The sequence below is a fragment of the Halomonas sp. DP8Y7-3 genome (assembly GCF_019801675.1).
Lineage (GTDB): Bacteria > Pseudomonadota > Gammaproteobacteria > Pseudomonadales > Halomonadaceae > Halomonas > Halomonas litopenaei_A.
In genome coordinates this window covers 224,440-245,069 of record NZ_JAHVIO010000002.1, presented here as the reverse complement: position 1 = coordinate 245,069, position 20,630 = coordinate 224,440, and the positions used below count along the sequence as shown (strand labels likewise).

13 protein-coding genes, 2 tRNA genes and 2 pseudogenes are annotated in these 20,630 nt (G+C 59.5%); 2 read left to right on the top strand and 15 right to left on the bottom strand.

The window, feature by feature from the left end; genetic code table 11:
- The 7 genes and pseudogenes from KUV86_RS02405 to dapA all read right to left on the bottom strand — a co-directional run.
- Positions 1 to 1,199: pseudogene (locus KUV86_RS02405) on the bottom strand (hypothetical protein); the annotation flags it as partial.
- 39 nt (positions 1,200 to 1,238) lie between these two features.
- Positions 1,239 to 1,373: pseudogene (locus KUV86_RS20120) on the bottom strand (hypothetical protein); the annotation flags it as partial.
- Positions 1,374 to 3,013: 1,640 nt separating this feature from the next.
- A complete protein-coding gene (locus tag KUV86_RS02400) occupies positions 3,014 to 8,080 on the bottom strand; it encodes an Ig-like domain-containing protein (protein WP_222483453.1) in 5,067 nt (1,688 codons plus the stop codon).
- Between the two features lie 566 nt (positions 8,081 to 8,646).
- Positions 8,647 to 9,360: a phosphoribosylaminoimidazolesuccinocarboxamide synthase gene (gene purC / locus KUV86_RS02395; protein ID WP_206940029.1), complete on the bottom strand. Its 714-nt coding sequence runs from the start codon at positions 9,358 to 9,360 to the stop codon at positions 8,647 to 8,649.
- 55 nt (positions 9,361 to 9,415) lie between these two features.
- The gene (locus KUV86_RS02390; protein ID WP_222483452.1) at positions 9,416 to 10,216 is read right to left on the bottom strand and encodes an MBL fold metallo-hydrolase; all 801 of its coding nucleotides are present in this window, start codon (positions 10,214 to 10,216) and stop codon (positions 9,416 to 9,418) included.
- The gene (locus KUV86_RS02385) at positions 10,216 to 11,181 is read right to left on the bottom strand and encodes a lipoprotein-34 (protein ID WP_222483451.1); all 966 of its coding nucleotides are present in this window, start codon (positions 11,179 to 11,181) and stop codon (positions 10,216 to 10,218) included. Before KUV86_RS02385 ends, KUV86_RS02390 begins: the two co-directional genes overlap by 1 nt.
- Positions 11,182 to 11,241: 60 nt before the next feature.
- The gene (dapA, locus tag KUV86_RS02380; RefSeq protein WP_206940035.1) at positions 11,242 to 12,126 is read right to left on the bottom strand and encodes a 4-hydroxy-tetrahydrodipicolinate synthase; all 885 of its coding nucleotides are present in this window, start codon (positions 12,124 to 12,126) and stop codon (positions 11,242 to 11,244) included.
- A gap of 213 nt (positions 12,127 to 12,339) precedes the next feature.
- On the opposite strand from dapA, the gene KUV86_RS02375 reads away from it, so the two are divergent.
- Positions 12,340 to 12,816 (top strand): peroxiredoxin, encoded by a 477-nt coding sequence (locus KUV86_RS02375; protein ID WP_222483450.1) that lies wholly within the window; start codon positions 12,340 to 12,342, stop codon positions 12,814 to 12,816.
- 68 nt (positions 12,817 to 12,884) lie between these two features.
- Here KUV86_RS02375 and KUV86_RS02370 read toward each other — a convergent pair whose 3' ends face one another.
- Together KUV86_RS02370 and KUV86_RS02365 are read right to left on the bottom strand one after the other, a co-directional pair.
- On the bottom strand, positions 12,885 to 13,988 hold the full coding sequence (locus tag KUV86_RS02370; protein ID WP_206940039.1) for an AI-2E family transporter: 1,104 nt from the start codon (positions 13,986 to 13,988) through the stop codon (positions 12,885 to 12,887).
- Positions 13,985 to 14,227 carry a sulfurtransferase TusA family protein gene (locus tag KUV86_RS02365; RefSeq protein ID WP_206940041.1) on the bottom strand — a complete coding sequence of 81 codons (243 nt, stop codon included), beginning with the start codon at positions 14,225 to 14,227 and terminating at the stop codon, positions 13,985 to 13,987. The genes KUV86_RS02370 and KUV86_RS02365 overlap by 4 nt, the downstream gene beginning before the upstream one ends.
- A 161-nt stretch (positions 14,228 to 14,388) precedes the next feature.
- Between KUV86_RS02365 and KUV86_RS02360 the strand changes: the two genes are divergently transcribed.
- Positions 14,389 to 15,900: a M48 family metalloprotease gene (locus KUV86_RS02360; RefSeq protein ID WP_224908712.1), complete on the top strand. Its 1,512-nt coding sequence runs from the start codon at positions 14,389 to 14,391 to the stop codon at positions 15,898 to 15,900.
- Between the two features lie 83 nt (positions 15,901 to 15,983).
- Here KUV86_RS02360 and nadA read toward each other — a convergent pair whose 3' ends face one another.
- From nadA to KUV86_RS02330, 6 genes are all read right to left on the bottom strand, one after another.
- On the bottom strand, positions 15,984 to 17,012 hold the full coding sequence (gene nadA, locus KUV86_RS02355; RefSeq protein ID WP_222161648.1) for a quinolinate synthase NadA: 1,029 nt from the start codon (positions 17,010 to 17,012) through the stop codon (positions 15,984 to 15,986).
- A 371-nt stretch (positions 17,013 to 17,383) separates the two neighbouring features.
- Positions 17,384 to 17,459, bottom strand: a tRNA-Lys gene (locus tag KUV86_RS02350).
- A 40-nt stretch (positions 17,460 to 17,499) separates the two neighbouring features.
- A tRNA-Lys gene (locus tag KUV86_RS02345) sits at positions 17,500 to 17,575 on the bottom strand.
- Between the two features lie 150 nt (positions 17,576 to 17,725).
- The gene (rluB, locus tag KUV86_RS02340; protein ID WP_222161647.1) at positions 17,726 to 18,586 is read right to left on the bottom strand and encodes a 23S rRNA pseudouridine(2605) synthase RluB; all 861 of its coding nucleotides are present in this window, start codon (positions 18,584 to 18,586) and stop codon (positions 17,726 to 17,728) included.
- Complete coding sequence (gene scpB / locus KUV86_RS02335) at positions 18,583 to 19,497, bottom strand: SMC-Scp complex subunit ScpB (protein ID WP_222483449.1); 915 nt, start codon at positions 19,495 to 19,497, stop codon at positions 18,583 to 18,585. Before scpB ends, rluB begins: the two co-directional genes overlap by 4 nt.
- Positions 19,494 to 20,486, bottom strand: coding sequence for a ScpA family protein (locus KUV86_RS02330; protein ID WP_315900953.1), 993 nt, complete (start codon positions 20,484 to 20,486; stop codon positions 19,494 to 19,496). The genes scpB and KUV86_RS02330 overlap by 4 nt, the downstream gene beginning before the upstream one ends.
- Positions 20,487 to 20,630 lie beyond the last annotated feature (144 nt).

Here is a 20,630-nt window from a genome sequence, read left to right as displayed (position 1 = left end):
CCCGCTGCGCCCACGCTGACGGTGCCCTTGGCATCGCCACCGGCGAAGGTGTGCTCGGTACCCGCCACGGTGCCTTTTGCGGTATCCACGATGGCCGACGTGGTAGCACCGTTACCCAGGGCGACGCTGTCTGCCACCGTGGCCTTGGCGCCATTGCCGATAGCCACGCTATTGGCCTTGTCCGCCACCGCAGATGGGCCCATGGCCAGACTGTCGGCGCCGGTGGCAGACGCCGCTGTGCCGGTGGAGTTGGCCTGATAGTAGTCGGCATCAGATTTAAGGTCAGCAAGCGCCGCCGTGTGACCATCGATGGTGGTCTTATTACCATCAATGGCGAGATTACTCGCGTGGAGCTGGCTACCGTTCACCGCATCGGTGCTGGTCGCGGATAGGCGACCCGCCGCCACATGGGTAATCGTACGTTCGGTGCTGGCAACGGCATTACCTTCGCTATCTGTCGTCGCCGCAGAACCAACACTAACGGTGCCCTTCGGCGCAGTGCCGGCAAACGTGTATTTGGTCCCCGCTACCGTTGCATCAGTCGTGCCAACGGCCTGCTCCGTGGTCGTACCACTGCCCAGCGCAACACTCGAGGCTTCGCTGGCATTGGCCCCGTGCCCAATAGCGACAGCCTCCAGGGCAGACGCGGTACCGTTGGTGCCCATCACGATGGTGTGATCGGCGCTCGCGGTTCCCGAGCTACCGATAACCGTAGCTCCCAACCCGTCAACATTGGCATTATTGCCAATAACATTGGCCTGTTTCGATGCAGAAGACACCGTGTTGCTGGATCCAGCAACGCCTGCAAAATCTGCGCTGATATCGTTGTTGTTGCCCAGCACGCGTACTGCGTTACCGTCCACGTCATTATTCATGCCGATAACGCTGGAGTACTGCGACGCGTCGCTGATCGTGTTGGAGTCACCAATGGCGTTCGCACTCTCGGCGTTGGCACCGATAGAACTATTCGTGCCAATCACCACGCTATTTGCAGCGCTGGCGGTCAGTGCGCTGCCGAGACTCACCGCGCCATCAGCGCTAGAGGTACTCCCCTCGCCAATGGCGATGGCCTTCGCCCCAGTGGCGCTAGACTCTCCCCCCAAGGCGATGGCACCGTCTTCCGTCGCCTGGGCTCCTGCGACGGCATTGCTTCCCATAGCAATGGCGCCCACGCCAGATGCCGTTGTAGGCGTCTGCAAGGTGTCATCGTTAAACAGCTTGTCAATAGCGGCACCAATGGCAATAGACTGACTTCCCGTAGCTTCAGCCCTTGCCCCCATCGCCATGCTACTTAACGCTGTAGCGCGCGCGCCTCCATCTGTATTGGCACCCAACGCGATTGCGTTATCGGCGAGCGATTGAACGCCCCCCATCCTAGCCATGGTGCCGGATACCGCCATGGCGCCACCTATCGCGATGCCATTCTTATGGCTGGTATAAGCGGAGCGGCCAATGGACACGCCACCCGATCCATCAGTGACCGCCTGATCACCAATTGCTACGCTAGCCTGAGCGCTATTACCTGTCGTCGCTGCATAGCCTACTGCGACGGATCCAGGGCCACCTGCCACGGCTCCAGCGCCGACCTGGACAGTAGTGGTTGCCCGTGTCAGTTGGCGGCTGGTTCGACTGTCGCCACTGGCAGAAATCAAGGTACTTGCATAGGGCTGCGTTTGGTCGGCGTCGTCACTACTAGAGATTTGAGTGCCATCACACTCCAGACTTTCTTTCTCCGCATCTAGCACATCAACCTCAACAGAGACACCGTCACTACCCACCTTCTCACAAGGTGTCGTCGTCTCCGTCGTGGTCGCCAATACTGGCCCAGCTGCGCTCAATAGCACCACTAACCCGAGTGAAGTGACAAGGGTCCGGCCAGAGTGCTCGTGCCCTGCCCTTCTAATTGCATCCGCAAGAGGTGTTAAGCGCGTGGGTATCCGCCCAATCCCGCTAACCAGTGCATAACACTCCATTATCACTATCCTCCAACTTCAGCAGTATTCATAAGCGAGCGCCATCTTTCCGTTGAGACAAGATCTCGTCCCTCCGAAAAAGAGCCTCTAGCATGATCAAGGGAACAGGAAGCCACTAGGGAGATAGTCACCTACATTCTCACTCAAGCGTCGAATAAAGATGCACTTAATTCACCCGACCACAGCGTGTCAAAATTCGTCTCCTAAAATGCATCTGACATAAAAAAACATTTGCGTGCCAGCCAAAGCCAACACCGACCAACCATCTTGGCTCACCATAAAATGCGGACAGAATGCGTAACATTAGGCAGATACGAACACTTACACAAAGACTAATGCTGATACCTACTGACAATCAACCAAATAATTGATTCGTTAATCAGCCATTTAGATGAACATTAAAATCACAACGTGCACACTAGATCCATTAGATCAAACAAAAAGAATCGGGCCGCATGAAAAATATGGACTTTGAACCCAAAAATGCGAACTCATTATCCACCAAGAGCAGGTAGGGCAACCCATTGAGTCTATTGACCTTGTAAGCCATCAAGAAAAACGCAAATAAAAACCATATTCTCGCAGGATAAAGACTCCGCCACATGACCTAATAATACTTCATTAAAAACAATGAAGAATGCCATAGATCAACCTCCTAGACGCATGGAGCACCGAGGCAGTCAATGGGGGTATTGAGCGGCCACAAGGTTATCTCTGTCGCCAACAGGAGATATCAGGAAGTTAGGTTGCATCAGGTGCTGCCGCCAGCCGTCGGGACAGAGAGTCAGCCACCTGCATCATACAGTCACCTAGCAGGCGGGCTAACTGGCAACGCGACATGGGGGCAACACGACGGCAGGCAATGGTCTTGCCCACCTCCTCACGCATAGATATACGATGAATCAAAAAAAGCGCCCGGTATTCACCGGGCGCTATACACTTAACCATCGAGATGAGCGTCAACACGCCCATCTCAAGCGAGCATTACCTGGACTGCCGAGCCTTATCCAAGTCCAGCAATACTTTGAGAGCGGCTACTATCACTGCACCTCCAATTGACCGTTTTGAATCAGTTGGTTAAGGAAGTCACCGCTGGAGTCCCCACCCATGCTGACACCTTGCAGTAGGATGGTCTGATCCGCGTTCGCCCCGGAAGACGCGATACCACCGTCGGATTTCACCGAGATCAGTGTGTCAGCACCCTGTTGGCTGGCCACCAGATAGTCGGACACATCGCTCTCGACAGCACCATCGAGAAGATCCGATAGGTCGAGCTTGTCCGCCTCGCCGCTGGCGATGAAGCTGCCCAGGCCAAAGTCAGCGATGGTGTCCTTAGCGACGGTACTGCTGGCATCTCCCTGCTCAAAGGCAAACACATCTGCACCAAATCCCCCCAGCAGCAGGTCATCGCCCGCACCGCCGATCAGCAGATCATTGCCACCGCCGCCCACCAGCACATCATCGCCGGCGCCGCCACGCAGGGTATCGTTACCACCATCCTGGCGGGCTGAGTCCAGCAGCGAGGTGTAGTTGTCACTGATGTACTGACTCACCTGATCGCTTGTCGCCGTAACACCGTCATTGACCGCCCACTTCAGGTATTCGGTCAGGCCTTCATAGCCCAGGCCATCATGCCCCGCGGCCGTAAAGGCTTCACCGGTATCACCATTGGTCCAGACCAGATGATCGGTATTGATGGTGTCGCCGAAGATGACGTCGCTACCCGCACCGCCCTCCAGATTGTCGTTACCCAACGACTTGAGCGCATCGATCTGGCCACCATTTGCCAGGGCTGCGTCTAGATCATCGCTGTCATAGACGATATCCAGCTGGCCGTAGCTGGCCATGTCGTCATCGCCCAGCAAACGAGTTTCGAGCCGGATATCGTCAACATCCAGGCGATCATCACCTCCAATATTGTTCGCGACCTCGAAGACTAAACGGTACTGCCCTGCCTCCAGGAAGCCCGCATCCCAGGTGACCCAACTGCTCGTCTCACCGAGCGACGAGCCAGAATAATACCGCCAGCTACCGCCAACAAAGGTTTCGATGGTATAGCTGATCGAGTCTTCCGGCGATATATCATCTGTCCCGTACCTGAAACGCAATGCGGTCTTGAGGTTGTCGCTGCCGGTATCCGACACAAAAAAGGAGGGGCTAATGACCTGAGCCGCAGTACCGTCAGCCTTCCAGTCTTCTATACGGAAGAAGCCAGCGGTCTGATAGGCTTTAGTGCCATCACCAGAGGTGCGCAACCAGTCCTCGACCCGTAGCGGCTCCATGGATCCGGCGAAGAAGCGGGCCAGGTACTCAGTTTCGACCAGCGTACCCGTATAGGAAATCCCATCCGTTCCCTGAACGTCGGTGTTGTCGAAGAAGCGAAGGACATCCGTCACCGTGCCTCGACCGATCCCGACGGCGTTGACCTCACTAAGGGATGACAGCTCTTCAAAGGCTTCAACCGCCTCGACGATGGCGTTCTTGTTGACCGCCCCCCCGCCATTGACGATGCCACCATTGTCATTGAGCCAATAGTTGGGCGCACCATCCGTCAGGAAGAAGGTCAGGTCTTCATAGTCGCTGTAGGCCGGATTGGCATCCTGCGCCGTCAGCCACTCGCTGGCCTTGCGAATCCCTGCTTCGTAGTTGGTAGCGCCTTGTGCGTCCAGGCCATTGATGAAGTTGATAACTGAATTGATGTCACTCCCGCTGGAGCCCAGGTCAAACGCAACATGCTGCACGGCGTTGCTGTCGAAATCGACGATCTGCAGATTGACCTTGCCATCGTGGCCAACCAGGTCGACCACGAGCTTTGTCAGGGCCTGCTTCACCAGCTGTATCTTGGTCAAGCCATCGGTTCCTGAACCCACCGCCATGCTGCCGGTGGTATCAACGATCAGCGAGATGTTGTAGTTGGTCGACGGCTTCAAGGTGGTCATCACGCCGCCCTGATCACCTACCAGAGCGTCGTCGCCCGCACCAGTAGTCGCACCATTGTCACCGTTGTCGCCCACGAACAGTTCATTAGACTCGGTCCGAGTCACCTGCACCCTGAGGTCAGCGGTCGCGGCATCACCATCACCGTCGGTGAGGGTATAGCGAATGCTGGCATTGCCATCGAAACCATCTGCCGGGGTAAAGGTCAGGGTGCCGTCAGCGTTGACGACAACGGAACCCACGTCCGCACCACCGACCACGTTGGCGCCAGTGATGCGAGCGCCATCGGCACCGGTACCGTCATTGGCCAGCACATTCACTGTGACTGGCTCACCTTCGGATGACATGGCGGAGTCAGCACGGGCGATCGGGGTGTCATCATCGATGATCACGCCCAGCTGACCACTTGCTGTATCACCGTCCGCATCCGTGATGGTGTAACCCACGTCCAGCTTGATGTCGTCTTCGACGCCTGCGACCGAATGATCCAACGGCTTTGCCAGGGTTACCTCGTAAGCACCGCTTGCGAGATCCGTCAGTTCAATCGTAAGCACCGGCCCCCCATTGGCACTTCCGACCAACGTCTGTCCATTGGCGCTGACCGCCCAGCTGACGCTCTGCCCCTGAGACGTCAGGTTCGCAAGCCCGCTGGTGCTCCAGCTGAAACTGCCAGCGCCATCTTCCCCAAAACTGTAGCCAAGCGAGCCTGTTGCGACGGGGCTATCCTTCAACACATCATTGATACCATCCGCTACGCCACCCGCCAGCCCATCTTCGTCCACCACCGCCAGAGGCACCTTGCCGGACGGGTCTCCTTCGCCACCAGGTGTCGTCGGTGTGACATCGGTGCCTTCCACGGCTACCGACAGACGCCCCACCACGGAGTCGCCATCACCGTCGGTCACGGTGTAGTTGATCACCGCATCGCCACTAAATCCACTGCTAGGCTGGAATGTCACGGAGCCGTCGGCATTGACTGTCACCGTCCCGACGCTGGCACCGCCCACCACGCTGGCGCCACTGACTCGGCCGCCATCGGCACCGGTACCGTCGTTGGCCAGTACATTTACCGTCACCGACTCGCCATCGGAGGTCGTTGCTGAGTCATTGCGAACCACTGGGGTGTCGTCGTCGATGATCACACCCAGCTGGCCATCCGCCGTATCGCCGTCCGCATCCGTGATGGTGTAACCCACATCCAGCTTGATGTCGTCTTCGATGCCTGCGACCGCATGATCCAACGGCTTCGCCAGGGTCACCTGGTAAGCACCGCTTGCGAGATCCGTCAGTTCAATCGTAAGCACCGGCGCCCCATTGGCACTTCCCACCAACGTTTGTCCATTGGCGCTGACCGACCAACTGACGCTCTTACCCTGTGACGTCAGGTTAGCAAGTCCGCTGGTGTTCCAACTGAAGCTGCCAGCACCATCGTCCCCGAAGCTGTAGCCAAGCGTCCCGGTCGCCACGGGGCTATTCTTCAGCACATCCTTGATACCACCCGCTACGCCACCCGCCAATCCATCTTCATCTACCACTGCTAGAGGCACGTTACTACCAGGCTGTCCTTCACCATCAGGTGTTACAGGCGTCCCATCAACACCTTCCACCCACACAGACAGGCGACCGACTACCGTGTCTCCATCACCGTCAACCACGGTGTAGTCGATCACCGCATCGCCGCTATAGCCATCGGTAGGCTGGAAGGTCAAGGAACCGTCAGCATTGATCGTCACGCTGCCAACAAGGTCTCCTTCATCCACAGACGCGGTAAGGACACCACCTGCGCCATCGGCGCCAAACCGATCGTTGGCTAGCACGTTCACGGTGATCGCCTCACCCGCTTGAGTTTCGGCGGTTTCATTGGCTACCACAGGACGATCGTCATCAATCACCACCTTGAGCTTGCCGGAGGCAGTCTCCCCATCAGCGTCAGTGATGGTGTAGCGAACGTAGAGCTTAACGTCGTCTTCCACCGCCGGGTTCACATGATCCAGCGGCTTGGACAATACAACGCGGTAAAGGCCATCAAGTACGTTGGTCAGCTCGATGGTAATGACCTGCTCACCGTTGCCATCCACGCCTGTAACGGTCATTCCGTTGCTCGACAGCGACCAGGTCACCGCACTACCGCCCGAGGTCAGGCTGGGCAAACCGTCAGTGCTCCAGGTAAAGCTGCCGGCTCCATCATCGCCGAAGTCATAGTTCAAACTGCCCGCGGCCACCGTCTGGTTGGTCAGGACGTCCTGAAGACCGCCTGCGATACCCCCTGCGAGCCCATCCTCATCGACAACAGCCTGGGACGGCTTTGAATCAGGATCATCGTCAATTTCAGGCGTCGTCGGCCCCTCGCCACAGCCACAGTCAATTTCTACTGTCGCGCTACTCGTTGCCCCGTCTCCGTCCCCATCAGTGGTGACAATGTCAAAACGCAACGTACCCGCCGCCAACTCGTTCGCCGTGAACTTCCAAGTACCATCGGTGTTCACAATAAGAGTGCCTGCACCGGTCTCGATGTTGCTGCCGAGGGGATATTCGGTACTGTCGCCGGGCAGTCTCACCACGCTACTACGAATACCATCAGCACCAGCTGACTCGGCCCAGGTACCGGTTACCACATCCCCAGGTTGCACGCTGTCAGGCGCGTCAATCCTGTTCATTGGAGAGTCGTCATCGACGTCAATGGCCAGACGGGCTGAACTTTGGTTGCCGTCTTTATCAGTAATGGTGTAACCCACCGAGAAGACCAGATTATCTTCCACACCGGATTCCGGGTGATCCAAGGGTCCCAGCAGGTACACCTTGTAGGCGCCTGTCACAGCGTCTGTCACAGTGATGTGCAAGATCGGTGTGCCATCTGGTGTCTTGGCGGCAATGACCTGACCGTCGGCCGAGCGACGAAAAGTCAGCGGCTCGCCTCGGGACGTCAGGGTTGGAAGACCATCTGCACTCCACTGAAAGGCGCCACTATCGGCAGGGCCAGCCGCACCGAAGTCGTAGGGCAACGAGCCCTGAAAGAGCACTGCCTTGCCCGCATCATCAGCGGCTCCCCCCACCAATCCTCCAGCAAGACCGTCTTCATCGAGGTGAGCGATATCAGCAAAGCCCGAGTCGCTACTCGTGATGGCGGCGCTGACAAGCTGTGTGGCATCTGCATTCTGTGACGAACTCATTGGTTAGGCTCCCTAAGCGACAAACGAGATACATTTTTTTACACGCCTACAGCCTAGGAGACTCTTTTGCAGCACAACATTGTACTCACGTGCACAACACTTATTTCGGAAGAGAAAACTTATGGAAAAAGCACAATATTTAAGACATGGCTGATAATGATTTCTAAAAAGCCTCACATTTGAACCAAATCAGACAATAAAAAATTACTAAAAGTCATCAAAAACATATAATTACGATATTTTTTTGCCGTTACATTGAAAGACATTTTATACGCAGAAAAACCTTATATTGAGAATCGTTCATATGTCAAATCGAGTTAACAAAGGCTGCAGCCTAGCATGGATAATCTCACTTATTTCTCATTAATAATGCCGACATATCTCAAAATAAAATGCTAATAAATTTATAGACTCCCACCCTTGCCCCTTGCCCTACCCCTGAATATCAGTCCCTTTCCCCGATTTTAGGAAGACGCAAAAAATTCATACCCCAAAAAAAACGCCCGGACCAATGTCCGGGCGCTATGCGCGATATGGCAGAGCAAAAGAGAGACTGCGCAGCTCTATCAGCTGAAATCGATGCCGATACGCCGACCGACTTCTTCATAGGCCTCGATGACGCCGCCGAGCCCCTGACGAAAACGATCCTTGTCGAGCTTTTCTCGTGTTTCGGCGTCCCAAAGGCGACACCCATCAGGCGAGAATTCGTCTCCCAGCACAATCTTTCCGTGAAAGACACCGAACTCCAGCTTGTAGTCCACCAGCAGCATGCCGCCATCAGCAAACAGCTGTTTCAGCACCTCATTAACCTTGAAGGTCAGTGCCTTCATTTCCGCAAGCTGCTCCGAGGTTGCCCAGCCGAAGCTTTCGGCCAGCGACTCGTTGACCATGGGGTCATGCAGCTCGTCATTCTTCAGAAACAGTTCAAACGTCGGTGGATTGAGTGCCTGACCTTCTTCCACCCCTAGTCGCTTGACCAGGCTACCGGCGGCGATATTGCGCACCACGCACTCCACCGGAATCATGTCGAGCTTCTTGACCACACACTCGGTGTCCGACAGCAGTGTCTCGACGTGGGTGGGAATGCCCGCTTCCTCCAGCTTCGCCATGATAAAGGCATTGAAGCGGTTATTGACCTTGCCCTTGCGCTCCAGCGATTCCATGCGGCGACCATCGAAGGCGCTAGTATCATCTCGAAAGTGCAAAATCAGCCGATCAGGATCATCGGTGGCGTAGACGGACTTGGCCTTACCGGCATAGAGTTCTTCGCGCTTTTCCATGGGTGCCTCCACAGGCAATCAAAAGGGTTCTTAGTCATAGGACCGAAGTCCTGAATCAATGGATCGCTTGCCAATCCAGGCCGTCGTCCTGGGCAGCCACGGTCAGGCGAGATTCATCGCCGCTCATCAGAGGCACCAGAGCCTCCAGAGCGAGTTCGGGGCGATTATTATGCTCCGACAGATGCGAGCAGACGATACGCTGAAGGCGGTCCAGCCCCAGTGTGGTCAGCAGTGCCGAGGCCTGGACATTGGCCAGGTGCCCCCAATGCCCGCCCACTCGACGTTTGAGGCTGGGCGGATAGGGGCCATCTGCGAGCATCTGGACATCATGATTACATTCGAGAACGAGCGCATCGCAGCCGCGAAACGCTCTCTGGACGTGCTCGGTGGGGTGTCCCAGATCCGTCAACAATCCCAGTCGAATATCGCTGGCGCTGATGCGGAACTGCACGGGTTCTCTGGCATCGTGAGGCACCGTGACGGCATCGACCTCCAGCCCCTTCACCGCAAACCGAGACTGGGGAGTGATCCAATGGGTACGAGGCAGGCGCCCCAGCTTTCCCGATAACCAGGTGCCGGGTGTCAGGTGCACCGGCAGATCGTAACGGCGCGCCAGCGGGCCCACACCACGCACATGATCACCGTGCTCATGGGTAACGAGCACGGCGTCGATCTGCCGCGGGTGAACGCCTAGCCGAGCCAGGCGTCGCTCGGCTTCCTTCAGCGCAAAACCACAGTCAACCAACAAAAGCGCATCGCCGTCGGTCACCAAGGTCGCATTGCCCTTGCTACCGCTCCCGAGAGAGGCAAAGCGAAGGCCTCGGTGCACCGACTCGCTGGTAGATCCTTCCCCCATCAGCGCAGCAAGCCCTCCATGCGCTGCAGCAGCTCACGCTGGTCGTCACCGGACAGAGGCTCGTCATCGACCGCCCGAGCTTCCATCAATGTCTCTTGTCCCTGAGGCGTCAGCCGCATCTCGACGCGATGCATCGACTCGGTCAGGTCCATGGACATGAGCGAGTCGACGAAGCCGCGGGTGCGCTCGCTTTCGGTCACGTAGTCGATGACAAACCGCTTGCTGGCTTCATCTGCAGAGACCAGCTCGCGACGATCTTCCATATCGAAGTTGTTCTCGAGCTGGAACGCCAGTTCGGCATAGGCCCGGTCGATATCGAAGGGCAGCACCATTACCCAATCGTCGCCGCGGGGCTCGAAGCGGATGCTCTGACGATCCGCCGCTTGTTGGGCCGAGGCAGACGCGATACTGGCGGAGGCGCTGCGAGCCTCGAAATGACGCTGCAGCGAGTTCAGGCACAGACGGTTGAGCTGCCCTGCGGTATCACAGCGAATCTCGCTGGTACCCGTGCGCAGCCCCTGACGCAGCAACAGACTGGCGTCGGAAGTCTCGATAACCCCAGCGGCGCTATCACTGCGCGTGATCTCGAGTCCCCGCTGCTCGGCAAAGCGCTCAAGCTCTGGCCACACCACCGCGGGCGCAGCGCCCACCACCAGCCAGCGATCTGCATCGGTTTCTCGCACCGCCACATCACCGGCAGCCACCGCGGTGCTGGCTGACAAGGTCTGAGGCAAGGGCGCCGCAAAGTCACCCTCGCGAGCATAGAAACTGCCGCTCGCCTGAGGCACCGGCATGATGTCGCGGTAGCGGCTCTGGTCCCGGGTTCCAGGCAGCGTCAGAGGAGCCGCCTGCCGAGCGTCAGCATAGTCCTCGTTGCGGTCGTGATAGTGCCCTTCCTTGGCACAGCCAGCCAAAGCCAGTGCCGCGATCATCGCCAGCGGCAATCCTTTAAGCGCAGAATTCATGCGTCCACCTTGGTTGATAATTGAGTCCACGTCATCACGACCGAGAGGAATGCCGCAGCATCAGTCCTCGATCAGTCCCGCCAGCTGCAGCGCTTCGCTGATGGTGGAGTGGTATTTCTCGCTGAGCCAGGTCAGCGGCAAGCGGATCCCCGGCTCGATAATGCCCATACGGTTGAGCGCCCACTTCACGGGAATCGGGTTGGCCTCGATGCCGAGATTAGTGTGCAGTGGCAGCAACCGCGTGTTGATCTGGTGCGCTTTTTCCGTCTCGCCGGCAATCGCGGCGACACACAGGTCGTGCATGGCCTTGGGTGCCACATTGGCCGTGACCGAGATATCACCGTGGCCGCCCATCAGCATGAAGTCACAGGCCGTGGCATCATCGCCGGAATACAGCATGAAGTCGCTGCCTTCGAGGCGTTCGATCAGGTCCTCTGCCCGCTCCAGGTTACCGGTGGCGTCCTTCAGGCCGATAATATTATCCACCTCGGCAAGACGCAGCACCGTCTCGTTGTAGATATCGGAGCAGGTACGGCCCGGCACGTTGTAGAGGATCACCGGCAAGTCACTGGTCTCGGCGATGACCTTGAAGTGCTGGTACAAGCCTTCCTGGGTCGGCTTGTTGTAGTAAGGCGCCACGGTCAGACAGTAGTCGGCACCGACTTCCTTGGCGTAGCGGGTCAGCTCCACCGCCTCGGTGGTGTTGTTGGAGCCAGTGCCAGCGATAACGGGAATACGGCCATTGACCTCTTCCACTACCGTGCGAATCACATCGAAATGCTCGGCAAAGGTCATGGTCGTGGGCTCACCGGTGGTGCCCGCCGCCACGATGGCATCGGTACCGTTATCCAGGTGAAAGTTAACCAGTTTGCGCAACACTTCCCAGTCGATATCGCCATTGGCCTTCATCGGTGTCGCCAGAGCGACGATACTGCCCGTGATCATCCTCGTTGTTCCTCTGTTGTCGGCTTGCCAAACACCTGATTTCCGCGATTCCGGCAAGCGTGGTTGGCCAAGGGGGTCGCGACCCGGGGAAGCGTGATCGTGACCAGAGCACAAATGGTACTCAGGCGGCCATACCCTGTACAGCCGCGTCTTTACATAGCGTGTTGCATTGCGTGTAATCGGACATCCATCTACGCCAATTTCGGAGCCCCCATGACTGTAACTGTTGGCGAACAGGTCCCCGACTTCAGCGCCACCGCCACCGGTGACACCACCTTCTCTCTGGCCGAGCAACGTGGCCGCCAGGTCGTGGTCTATTTCTATCCCAAGGCCAGCACCCCCGGCTGCACCACCGAAGGGGGCGACTTCCGGGACCACAAGGCCGACTTTGATGCTGCCAACACGCTGGTTGTTGGCGTGTCTCGGGATGGCATCCGCGCCCAGGAGAACTTCAAGGCCAAGCAGTCCTTCAACTTCGAGCTGATCTCCGACAAGGACGAAGCCGTCTGCCAGCTATTTGACGTCATCAAGCTCAAGAAGCTTTACGGCAAGGAACACCTGGGTATCGAGCGCAGCACCTTTCTGATCGACGCTGAAGGGCGACTGGCCAAGGAGTGGCGCAAGGTCAAGGTGAAAGGCCATGTGGAAGAAGTGCTGGAAGCAGCGCAGGCACTGAACGCCCAGCGCTAGCAGCAGGGCCAGGCCGCGACGGGCACGCCCCGTCGCATCCACTGACCGACCGGCATCGACGCGCGAGATCAGCCGTCGGTGCCGGTACTCCCCGGTAGCCTGGCCATGCTGCGCTCCTTGATGCCCCGTGGCCAGGCATAGACCAGCGCCTTGAGCAGGGTCGCCAGCGGGATTGCAAAGAACACCCCCCAGAAGCCCCACACGCCGCCGAAGAACAGCACCGCCAGAATGATCGACACCGGATGCAGGTTGACCGCTTCGGAAAACAGCACCGGCACCAGCACGTTGCCATCCAGCGCCTGGATGACCCCATAGGCGACGATGACATACAGAAACTGATCCCCCAGGCCGAAATGAAATCCTGCCACGGCCGCCACGGGCAGTGTCGCCACCGCTGCGCCGATGTAAGGCACCAGCACGGAGAACCCCACCAGCACCGCCAGCAGCGCTGAGTAAGGCAGACCGAAAAAGGCGAAGGTGAAAAACGTCACCGTCCCGACGATGACAATTTCCGTCGCCTTACCCCGCACATAGTTGGCAATCTGGCAGTCCATCTCCTTCCATACCCGCGTCATCAGATCACGCTTGGCCGGCAGCAGTGACACCGTGAAGCCCACCAGGCGATCACGATCCTTGAGCATGAACAGCACCAGAATCGGCACCAACACCAGATAGATGATCAATCCCAGCACGTTGCCGAGGGAAGCCAGCGACAGCGTCAGCGCGCGCTGGCTCAACTGCGTTGCTTCGCGGCTCAGCACCCCGATCCAGTCCTGGACCAGGTCTGGAGTGATCAGCTGGGGGTAGCTCATCTGCAGGTCATCCAGCATCTGCTGGCCGGCGGCGAACATCCTTGGTGCTTCCTGTATCAGGCTCGCCAGCTGATTCCAGATCAGCGGCAGCAACACCAGCGCCATCGCCAGCAACACACCGACGAAGGCCAGGAAGACGGTCATTACCGCGACAAGATGCGGCACCTTGCGTCGCGTCAGGCTGTTGACCGCGCCCTGCAACAGAAAGGCCACTACCAGGGCGGTGAGGAACGGCGCCAGCATCTGGCCCAGCCAGATCACCACCGCAAAGCCGGCCACCAGCAGCACCAGCAGCAGAACCGCTTCCTCATCCGAGAAATAGTGGTCTACCCAGCTACGGAATACCGTCCGCAGGCTCATGCGTCACCCGCCTTGCGCAGCCAATAGACATAGACATCGTCGCGCTGTTCACGCCCTTCCAGCACATGAGAACTATGCTCGGCAAAGCTCTCGAAATCTCGCCAGGAGCCGGCGTCGGTCGCCCTGACTTCCAGCAACTGCCCAGGCGCCAGGCGTGAAAGCGCCTGCTTCGCCTTCAGCAGCGGCAGCGGACAGGGAAGTCCGCACGCATCTAGCACATCGTCAGGTTGCACTGCCATGATCTCTCCCGAGAGAATGCGATATTGGTCCGCCCCAAGCGTTGCCACCCCATGGGCATACAGCCCCGCTGGCAAATTTGAGGCACTTTGATTTAAAGGCACTTTTCCGGCCGAATCAATGTCCCAAGGCAACCCCTTCATCGCTATCGACGAGGATCACGATGCTCAAGCGATCGCTGTTCGCCGCCACCGTTCGCCCCCTGCCCAGCGCGGGGTTGATCCTCGTTATGGCCCTGACCCAGACCGCGCCCCTCGCCCAGGCACAGTACCTGGACCAGGGCATTCGACTGAATGAGCCCAGAGAGCTCGACCTGCCCTCGCTGATGTCCACCGGCAGCAACGCCATCAGCGGTGAGGAAACCCGCCTAGGCCGAGCCTGGCTACGCCAGTTTCGCGCCCACGTACCGGAATGGCGGGACCCGCTGGCCCAGCACTACGTGGAAACCCTGGTAGGCCGTCTGGTGCCTTACAGCGATCTGGGCGGGATCAATATCGCGGTTACCCTGGTCGACAACAAGACCCTCAATGCCTTCGCCGTTCCCGGAGGTGTGGTCGGGGTCAACAGCGGCCTGTTCGGCTTCGCCACCCATGAAGCTGAGGTCGCCTCGGTGCTGGCCCACGAGCTGGGACACCTGTCTCAGCGACACTACGCGCGCAGCAAGGCTCGCGCGGAACAAACCCAGGTTCCCGCCATGGCCACCATGCTGGCAGGTTTGATCCTGGCCGCCAGTGGCGCCGGCGACGCCGGCATCGCTGCACTGGCCGGTAGCCAGGCGGCGATGATTCAGGACCAGCTGCGTTACTCCCGTCGCTATGAGGAAGAGGCCGATCGCATCGGGCTGCAGGCGATGGCCAGCGCCGGCTACGACCCCCAGGCGATGGTGGACATGTTCCGCTCCATGCAGCGCATGATGAGCCTGCAAGGCGGCACTCCGCCTGAATTCCTGTTGACCCACCCGATTACCGAGTCGCGCATCAGCGATACCCAGTCACGGGTCAACCAGACGCGCGTCAGCGGCTCCGCACCGGACGACCTGCAGTACCAGCTCATCCGGGCCAGGGCGCTGCTGGCGATCCACGAGCGCGCCCCGGGACAAGCCCTGACGGTACTACGTCAAGACCAGGCACCTGCCGATGCACAACGCTACCTGCAGGCCTTGATCGACGCCCGCTCGGGTCAGACCGACACGGCTCTCTCGGCGCTGGACAGCCTGTCCAGGGCTCACCCGGATACCGCCCTGATCCCGGCCAGCGCCGTCCAGGTCGCACTGGAAGGCGGCCGCGTGGATGATGCCATCGCACGCGCTCAACGCCAGCTGCGACTGATGCCGGGATACCCCCCCACCAGCCAACTGCTGGGCGAAGCGCTGCTTCAGCGTGACCCCGATGCGGCCTATCGCGAGCTGTTCGATCTGGCTCAACGGCGCCCTGAAGACCCCACCGTCTTCGGGCTGTTGGCCGAAGCCGCAGGCCGCAGCGGTCGCGAAGCGTGGGGGCACCTGGCGCGTGCCGAACAGCTGCAGCTGACCGGCGAGATCGATCGCGCCATTCGTCAGCTGGAGGTGGCCGAAGCGGTGGCGGATCGTCAGGGCGACCTTAACGCCAGAGCCAGCATTCAGCGACGCCGCGACGCTTTCCTCGACTACCGCCGCACGATGGAAAAATTCCGCTAGCGACAACGACAACGCCCACGAGATCCCTCTTCATCCAGGGCCTCGTGGGCGTTTCTTGCGGCAAGCGTTCTCCAGCGACGATCTCAGGCCTGGAACTCGAGCATCCGCGTCAGCGGCTTGAGCGCCTGAACCCGCAATGCATCACTGACCTGAATCTCACCCGAGCCATGCCTCAGTGCTTCTGCCAGATTGTCGAGGGCGTTCATCGCCATCCAGGGACAATGCGCGCAGCTGCGACAGGTGGCGCCATTACCGGCAGTAGGCGCTTCAAACAGTGTCTTCTCGGGCACAGCCTGCTGCATCTTGAAGAAGATGCCGCGGTCGGTGGCCACGATCAGCTTGTCGTTGGGCAATTCCTTGGCGGCCTTGATCAGCTGCGACGTGGAGCCGGCCACATCGGCCAGGCTGACCACCGCTTCCGGTGACTCCGGGTGAACCAGTACGGCGGCATCGGGATAGACCGACTTCAGATCCTCGACGCCCTTGGCCTTGAACTCTTCGTGGACGATACAGGCGCCATCCCAGAGCAGCATGTCGGCACCCGTGTGCTTCTGGATGTAGCCGCCCAGGTGCTTGTCCGGCGCCCACAGGATCTTCTCGCCCTTGGCCTTGAGGTGCTCGATCACGTCGACCGCGATGGATGAGGTGACGACCCAGTCGGCGCGGGCCTTCACCGCCGCCGACGTGTTGGCGTAGACCACCACGGTGCGATCTGGATGCGCGTCGCAGAAAGCGGCGAACTCGTCCGCGGGGCAGCCCACATCCAGCGAGCAGGTCGCCTCCAGCGTTGGCATCAGCACGCGCTTTTCCGGTGACAGGATCTTGGCCGTTTCGCCCATGAAGCGCACGCCGGCCACTACCAGGGTGTCTGCCTCGTGGCGGGCGCCAAAGCGCGCCATCTCAAGCGAGTCTGCCACGCAGCCGCCGGTCTCCTCGGCAAGCTGCTGGATCGCATCATCGGTGTAGTAGTGTGCGACCAGCACGGCGTTATTGGCCTTCAGCAGTCGCTTGATCTCATCGACGCGAGCGGCGTCTTCCGAGGGAATACGGGTGGGGCAGTAGGGACGCGCGAGATGCTCTCGAATCTCGGCGCGGGAAGTCATGATTGTCATCGTGTCTACCACTGTGACCGGCAGGGAATCCCCCTGCAGATGGGACAGTGCCACCAGCCATCCGCTGCATGGCACGCCAGGAGGACCCTCTGTCAGAGCGGCCAGCCCTTCAGGCCGGCGGCACCCTCGATGCGGGGTCCTCACCCTCGCCCATGCGTCTATCGCTACGGCGAGCTGCTACACAGTTTAACCCAGCAACCACAGGATGCCGAGTTCCGCTGCGTCAAGCTGACCAAGGAATGACGCCAGCACACCGGTGTGTCTCGGTCTGGCGGGCCTGACGGCAACGGGCCGTGGCCCTATGCCAGCGTGCAGCGTCATGAATACCCAACAAAAACGGCCCCCGCTCCGAAGAGCGAGGGCCGCGAAACTGGTGGGTCGTGTAGGATTCGAACCTACGACCAATTGGTTAAAAGCCAACTGCTCTACCAACTGAGCTAACGACCCAATCATGGAGGCAATCAGCCTGACCATGCACAGGTTCGGTTGGTGGGTCGTGTAGGATTCGAACCTACGACCAATTGGTTAAAAGCCAACTGCTCTACCAACTGAGCTAACGACCCTTCCGAACGGGTGCAGATATTACGGATATGCCCCTTTAGACGCAAGCCTTTTTTTCATTACCTGCGTTTTCTTGTCCCTCGGGGCATATCCGTGGGGCACCTCGACGCTGCACCCGGCCCAGGTCCGGGCTCGCCTTCGCGCTACCAACATCAGCCCTTGCGGGCAGGCTTGCCACCACGCTTCATGGTCTGTACCGGACGGCGCTTGTGCTTGTCACGGCTCCAACGGTTCTTTTCATCAGGGGTCAGCTCAGGCACCTTGCGCGACTCAAGTCCCGCCACGCTGGCAAGATCGTCCACCTCGTCCTGGGACAGCTCCACCCACTCTCCGGCCTTGGCGCGCTTGTCGAGGAAGATGTTGCCGTAGCGCACACGCTTGAGGCGACTCACGGTGAGGCCTTGCGACTCCCACAAGCGTCTGACCTCACGGTTACGCCCTTCCATGATCACCACATGGAACCAGGTATTGATGCCCTCACCGCCGAACTCCTGCACGTCGGTGAAGCGTGCCGGGCCATCTTCCAGCATTACGCCGTCGACCATGGCCACGACATGCTCGCGCTTGACCTCCCCCATGACGCGAACCGCGTATTCGCGTTCGACCTCGGTGGAAGGGTGCATCAAGCGGTTGGCCAGCTCGCCGTCAGTGGTGAACAGCAGCAAGCCGCTGGTGTTGATGTCGAGTCGCCCGATGGCAATCCAGCGCTCGCCCTTGAGACGCGGCAACCGGTCGAACACGGTACGACGCCCCTCCGGATCCTTGCGCGTGCACAGCTCACCCTCCGGCTTGTTGTACATGATCACTCGGCGCGGCACCTCATCGGCCGCGCGCAAGGTAATCGGCCGATCATCAAAGCTGACTCTATCGCGGGCCTCGACCCGATCACCCAGAGTCGCCACCGAGCCATTGACCTTGACCCGTCCATCGGAGATCGCGGTCTCCATCTCGCGGCGGGATCCCAGGCCGGCACGGGCCAGCACCTTTTGCAGTTTTTCGCTGGTGGTCGTCATTCATCGTTCTCGCTTTCTGTGGGTTCCACCCCCGAGGCAGTGTCATCGTCGACGCGGCCCCGGGCGCGTTCGGACAGCCTGGCTTCAAGATCGGCGAAGCTCAGCCCTGCCCGCTCGGACGCCTTCCCGGCGTGCTGCTCGTCGGCCATCCCGGCCGTCGTGTCGGCGCCCTCAATGGGCGCCTCGGTTTGATCGCCTGCCGCCCCCTCAGCCGTCCCAGCGTTCTGGTGAGGGATGTCTGCCTCATCCCGTCCTTGGCCTTCCTGAAGGTTATCCTGAAGGCCCTCCTGGAGGTCATCCTCCACAGGCTCGTCGGCCTGGGAAAGCAGCGCGGGAGGTGGCGGAGGCGGCTCATCCTCGGTATCAAATTCCTCGAACTGCTTTAGTTCATGCATCGGCGGCAGTTCATCCAGCGTCTTGAGGCCGAAGTCATCAAGGAAGCTGCGGGTGGTGGCGTAGACCGCCGGACGGCCCGGTACATCCCGGTGTCCCACCACACGAATCCAGCCACGATCCAGCAACGTCCGCATGATCGAACCGCTTACGGTCACGCCGCGCACCTCTTCAATATCGCCGCGGGTGACCGGCTGACGGTAGGCAATCAGCGCCAGCGTTTCCAGCAGGGCGCGGGAATATCGCTGGGGCCGCTCGTCCCAGAGCCTCGCCACCCAGTTGGCCAGGCGCGGACGAATCCGCAGCTGGTATCCCGAGGCGGTCTCGATCAGCTCCATGGCACCACTGACATGGCGCTCGGTCAGACGCTCGAGCGCCTCCTTGAGACGTCGTCTGGTCGGACGTTCATGATCGTCAAACAGCTGCTCAAGCCGGTCCAGCGCCAGCGGCTGACCGGCAGCCAACAGCGCTGCCTCGACGATCTCGTCCAGCGCATCGGGCGTTTCCATCACGCTCATGCGGGCTTGTCTCCCTCGCTCAGCCCCTCTCCGGTGGAGGCTGGTGCAGACTCATCGTAGGCATCACCGTGCCCATCGTCCAAGCTATCCTGGCCGGATACGTCGTCGTCCAGCATCTCCTCATCCATTCCCCCTTCCTCGAATGGCTCAACATCGAACGCGCTTTCGCCGTCATCGTCGAGCGCCTCGTAGGGGTCTTCTTCCTCGTCGCCGGCCAGTCTCGCTCGAACGTGGATCGGTGACATCGGTGCATTCTGCACAATTTCGATCATCGCTTCCTTGGCCAGCTCAAGAATCGCCATGAAGGTGACCACCACTCCGGCCCGGCCCTCCTCCAGCGAGAACAAGGCCTCGAAGGGCGTGTAGTGCTCATGGGTCAGGCGCTCCATGATGGCCAGCATGCGCTCGCGGGTGGACAGCACCTCGCTCTCGATCTGGTGCGCCTGGTTGAGTTCGGCGCGACGCAGGATGCCCGCCAGGGCACCCAGCAATTCGTCGAGTTCCACCTCGGGGTGGATGACCCGCGACTCCACCGGAGGCAGTACCGCTCGGGCCGGAAACCAGTCGCGACCTATCCGCGGAAGCTCGGCCAACGCTTCGGCAGCCAGCTTGAGCCGCTCGTATTCCTGCAGGCGCCGAATCAGCTCGGCACGAGGATCTTCGTCTTCATCGCCGTCTTCACTCTTCGGCGGTCGAGGCAGCAGGGTACGCGACTTGATCTCGGCCAGCATCGCCGCCATCAGCAGGTACTCGCCCGCCAGCTCGATCTCCATGGCCTTCATCAGCTCGACATACTCGATGTACTGATGGGTAATGGCGGCAACATTGATCGACAAGATGTCGAGATTCTGACGGCGAATCAGATAAAGCAGCAGATCAAGCGGTCCCTCGAACGCCTCGAGGAACACCCGCAGCGCCTCGGGGGGAATGTAGAGATCTTCGGGTAATTCGGTGATCGGCTCATCAAACAGCCGGCCCAATGCCTGCACCTGGGTCGGTGCAGACGCCGTGTTCGTCGAGGAAGCGTCCTCCCCCCCGGCGTCGTTCTCGCTGGTTGTCGGCAAATCACTCACACACGTGAACCTGGTCGCGTTGGATCTGGCCCCGATGTGAGACCGACATGAAAGAACTAC

Coding starts and splice junctions, on each gene's coding strand:
- KUV86_RS02400 (WP_222483453.1), bottom strand. CDS start 8,080: ATGAGTTCGTCACAGAATGCAGATGCCACACAGCTTGTCAGCGCCGCC.
- purC (WP_206940029.1), bottom strand. CDS start 9,360: ATGGAAAAGCGCGAAGAACTCTATGCCGGTAAGGCCAAGTCCGTCTAC.
- KUV86_RS02390 (WP_222483452.1), bottom strand. CDS start 10,216: ATGGGGGAAGGATCTACCAGCGAGTCGGTGCACCGAGGCCTTCGCTTT.
- KUV86_RS02385 (WP_222483451.1), bottom strand. CDS start 11,181: ATGAATTCTGCGCTTAAAGGATTGCCGCTGGCGATGATCGCGGCACTG.
- dapA (WP_206940035.1), bottom strand. CDS start 12,126: ATGATCACGGGCAGTATCGTCGCTCTGGCGACACCGATGAAGGCCAAT.
- KUV86_RS02375 (WP_222483450.1), top strand. CDS start 12,340: ATGACTGTAACTGTTGGCGAACAGGTCCCCGACTTCAGCGCCACCGCC.
- KUV86_RS02370 (WP_206940039.1), bottom strand. CDS start 13,988: ATGAGCCTGCGGACGGTATTCCGTAGCTGGGTAGACCACTATTTCTCG.
- KUV86_RS02365 (WP_206940041.1), bottom strand. CDS start 14,227: ATGGCAGTGCAACCTGACGATGTGCTAGATGCGTGCGGACTTCCCTGT.
- KUV86_RS02360 (WP_224908712.1), top strand. CDS start 14,389: ATGCTCAAGCGATCGCTGTTCGCCGCCACCGTTCGCCCCCTGCCCAGC.
- nadA (WP_222161648.1), bottom strand. CDS start 17,012: ATGACAATCATGACTTCCCGCGCCGAGATTCGAGAGCATCTCGCGCGT.
- rluB (WP_222161647.1), bottom strand. CDS start 18,586: ATGACGACCACCAGCGAAAAACTGCAAAAGGTGCTGGCCCGTGCCGGC.
- scpB (WP_222483449.1), bottom strand. CDS start 19,497: ATGAGCGTGATGGAAACGCCCGATGCGCTGGACGAGATCGTCGAGGCA.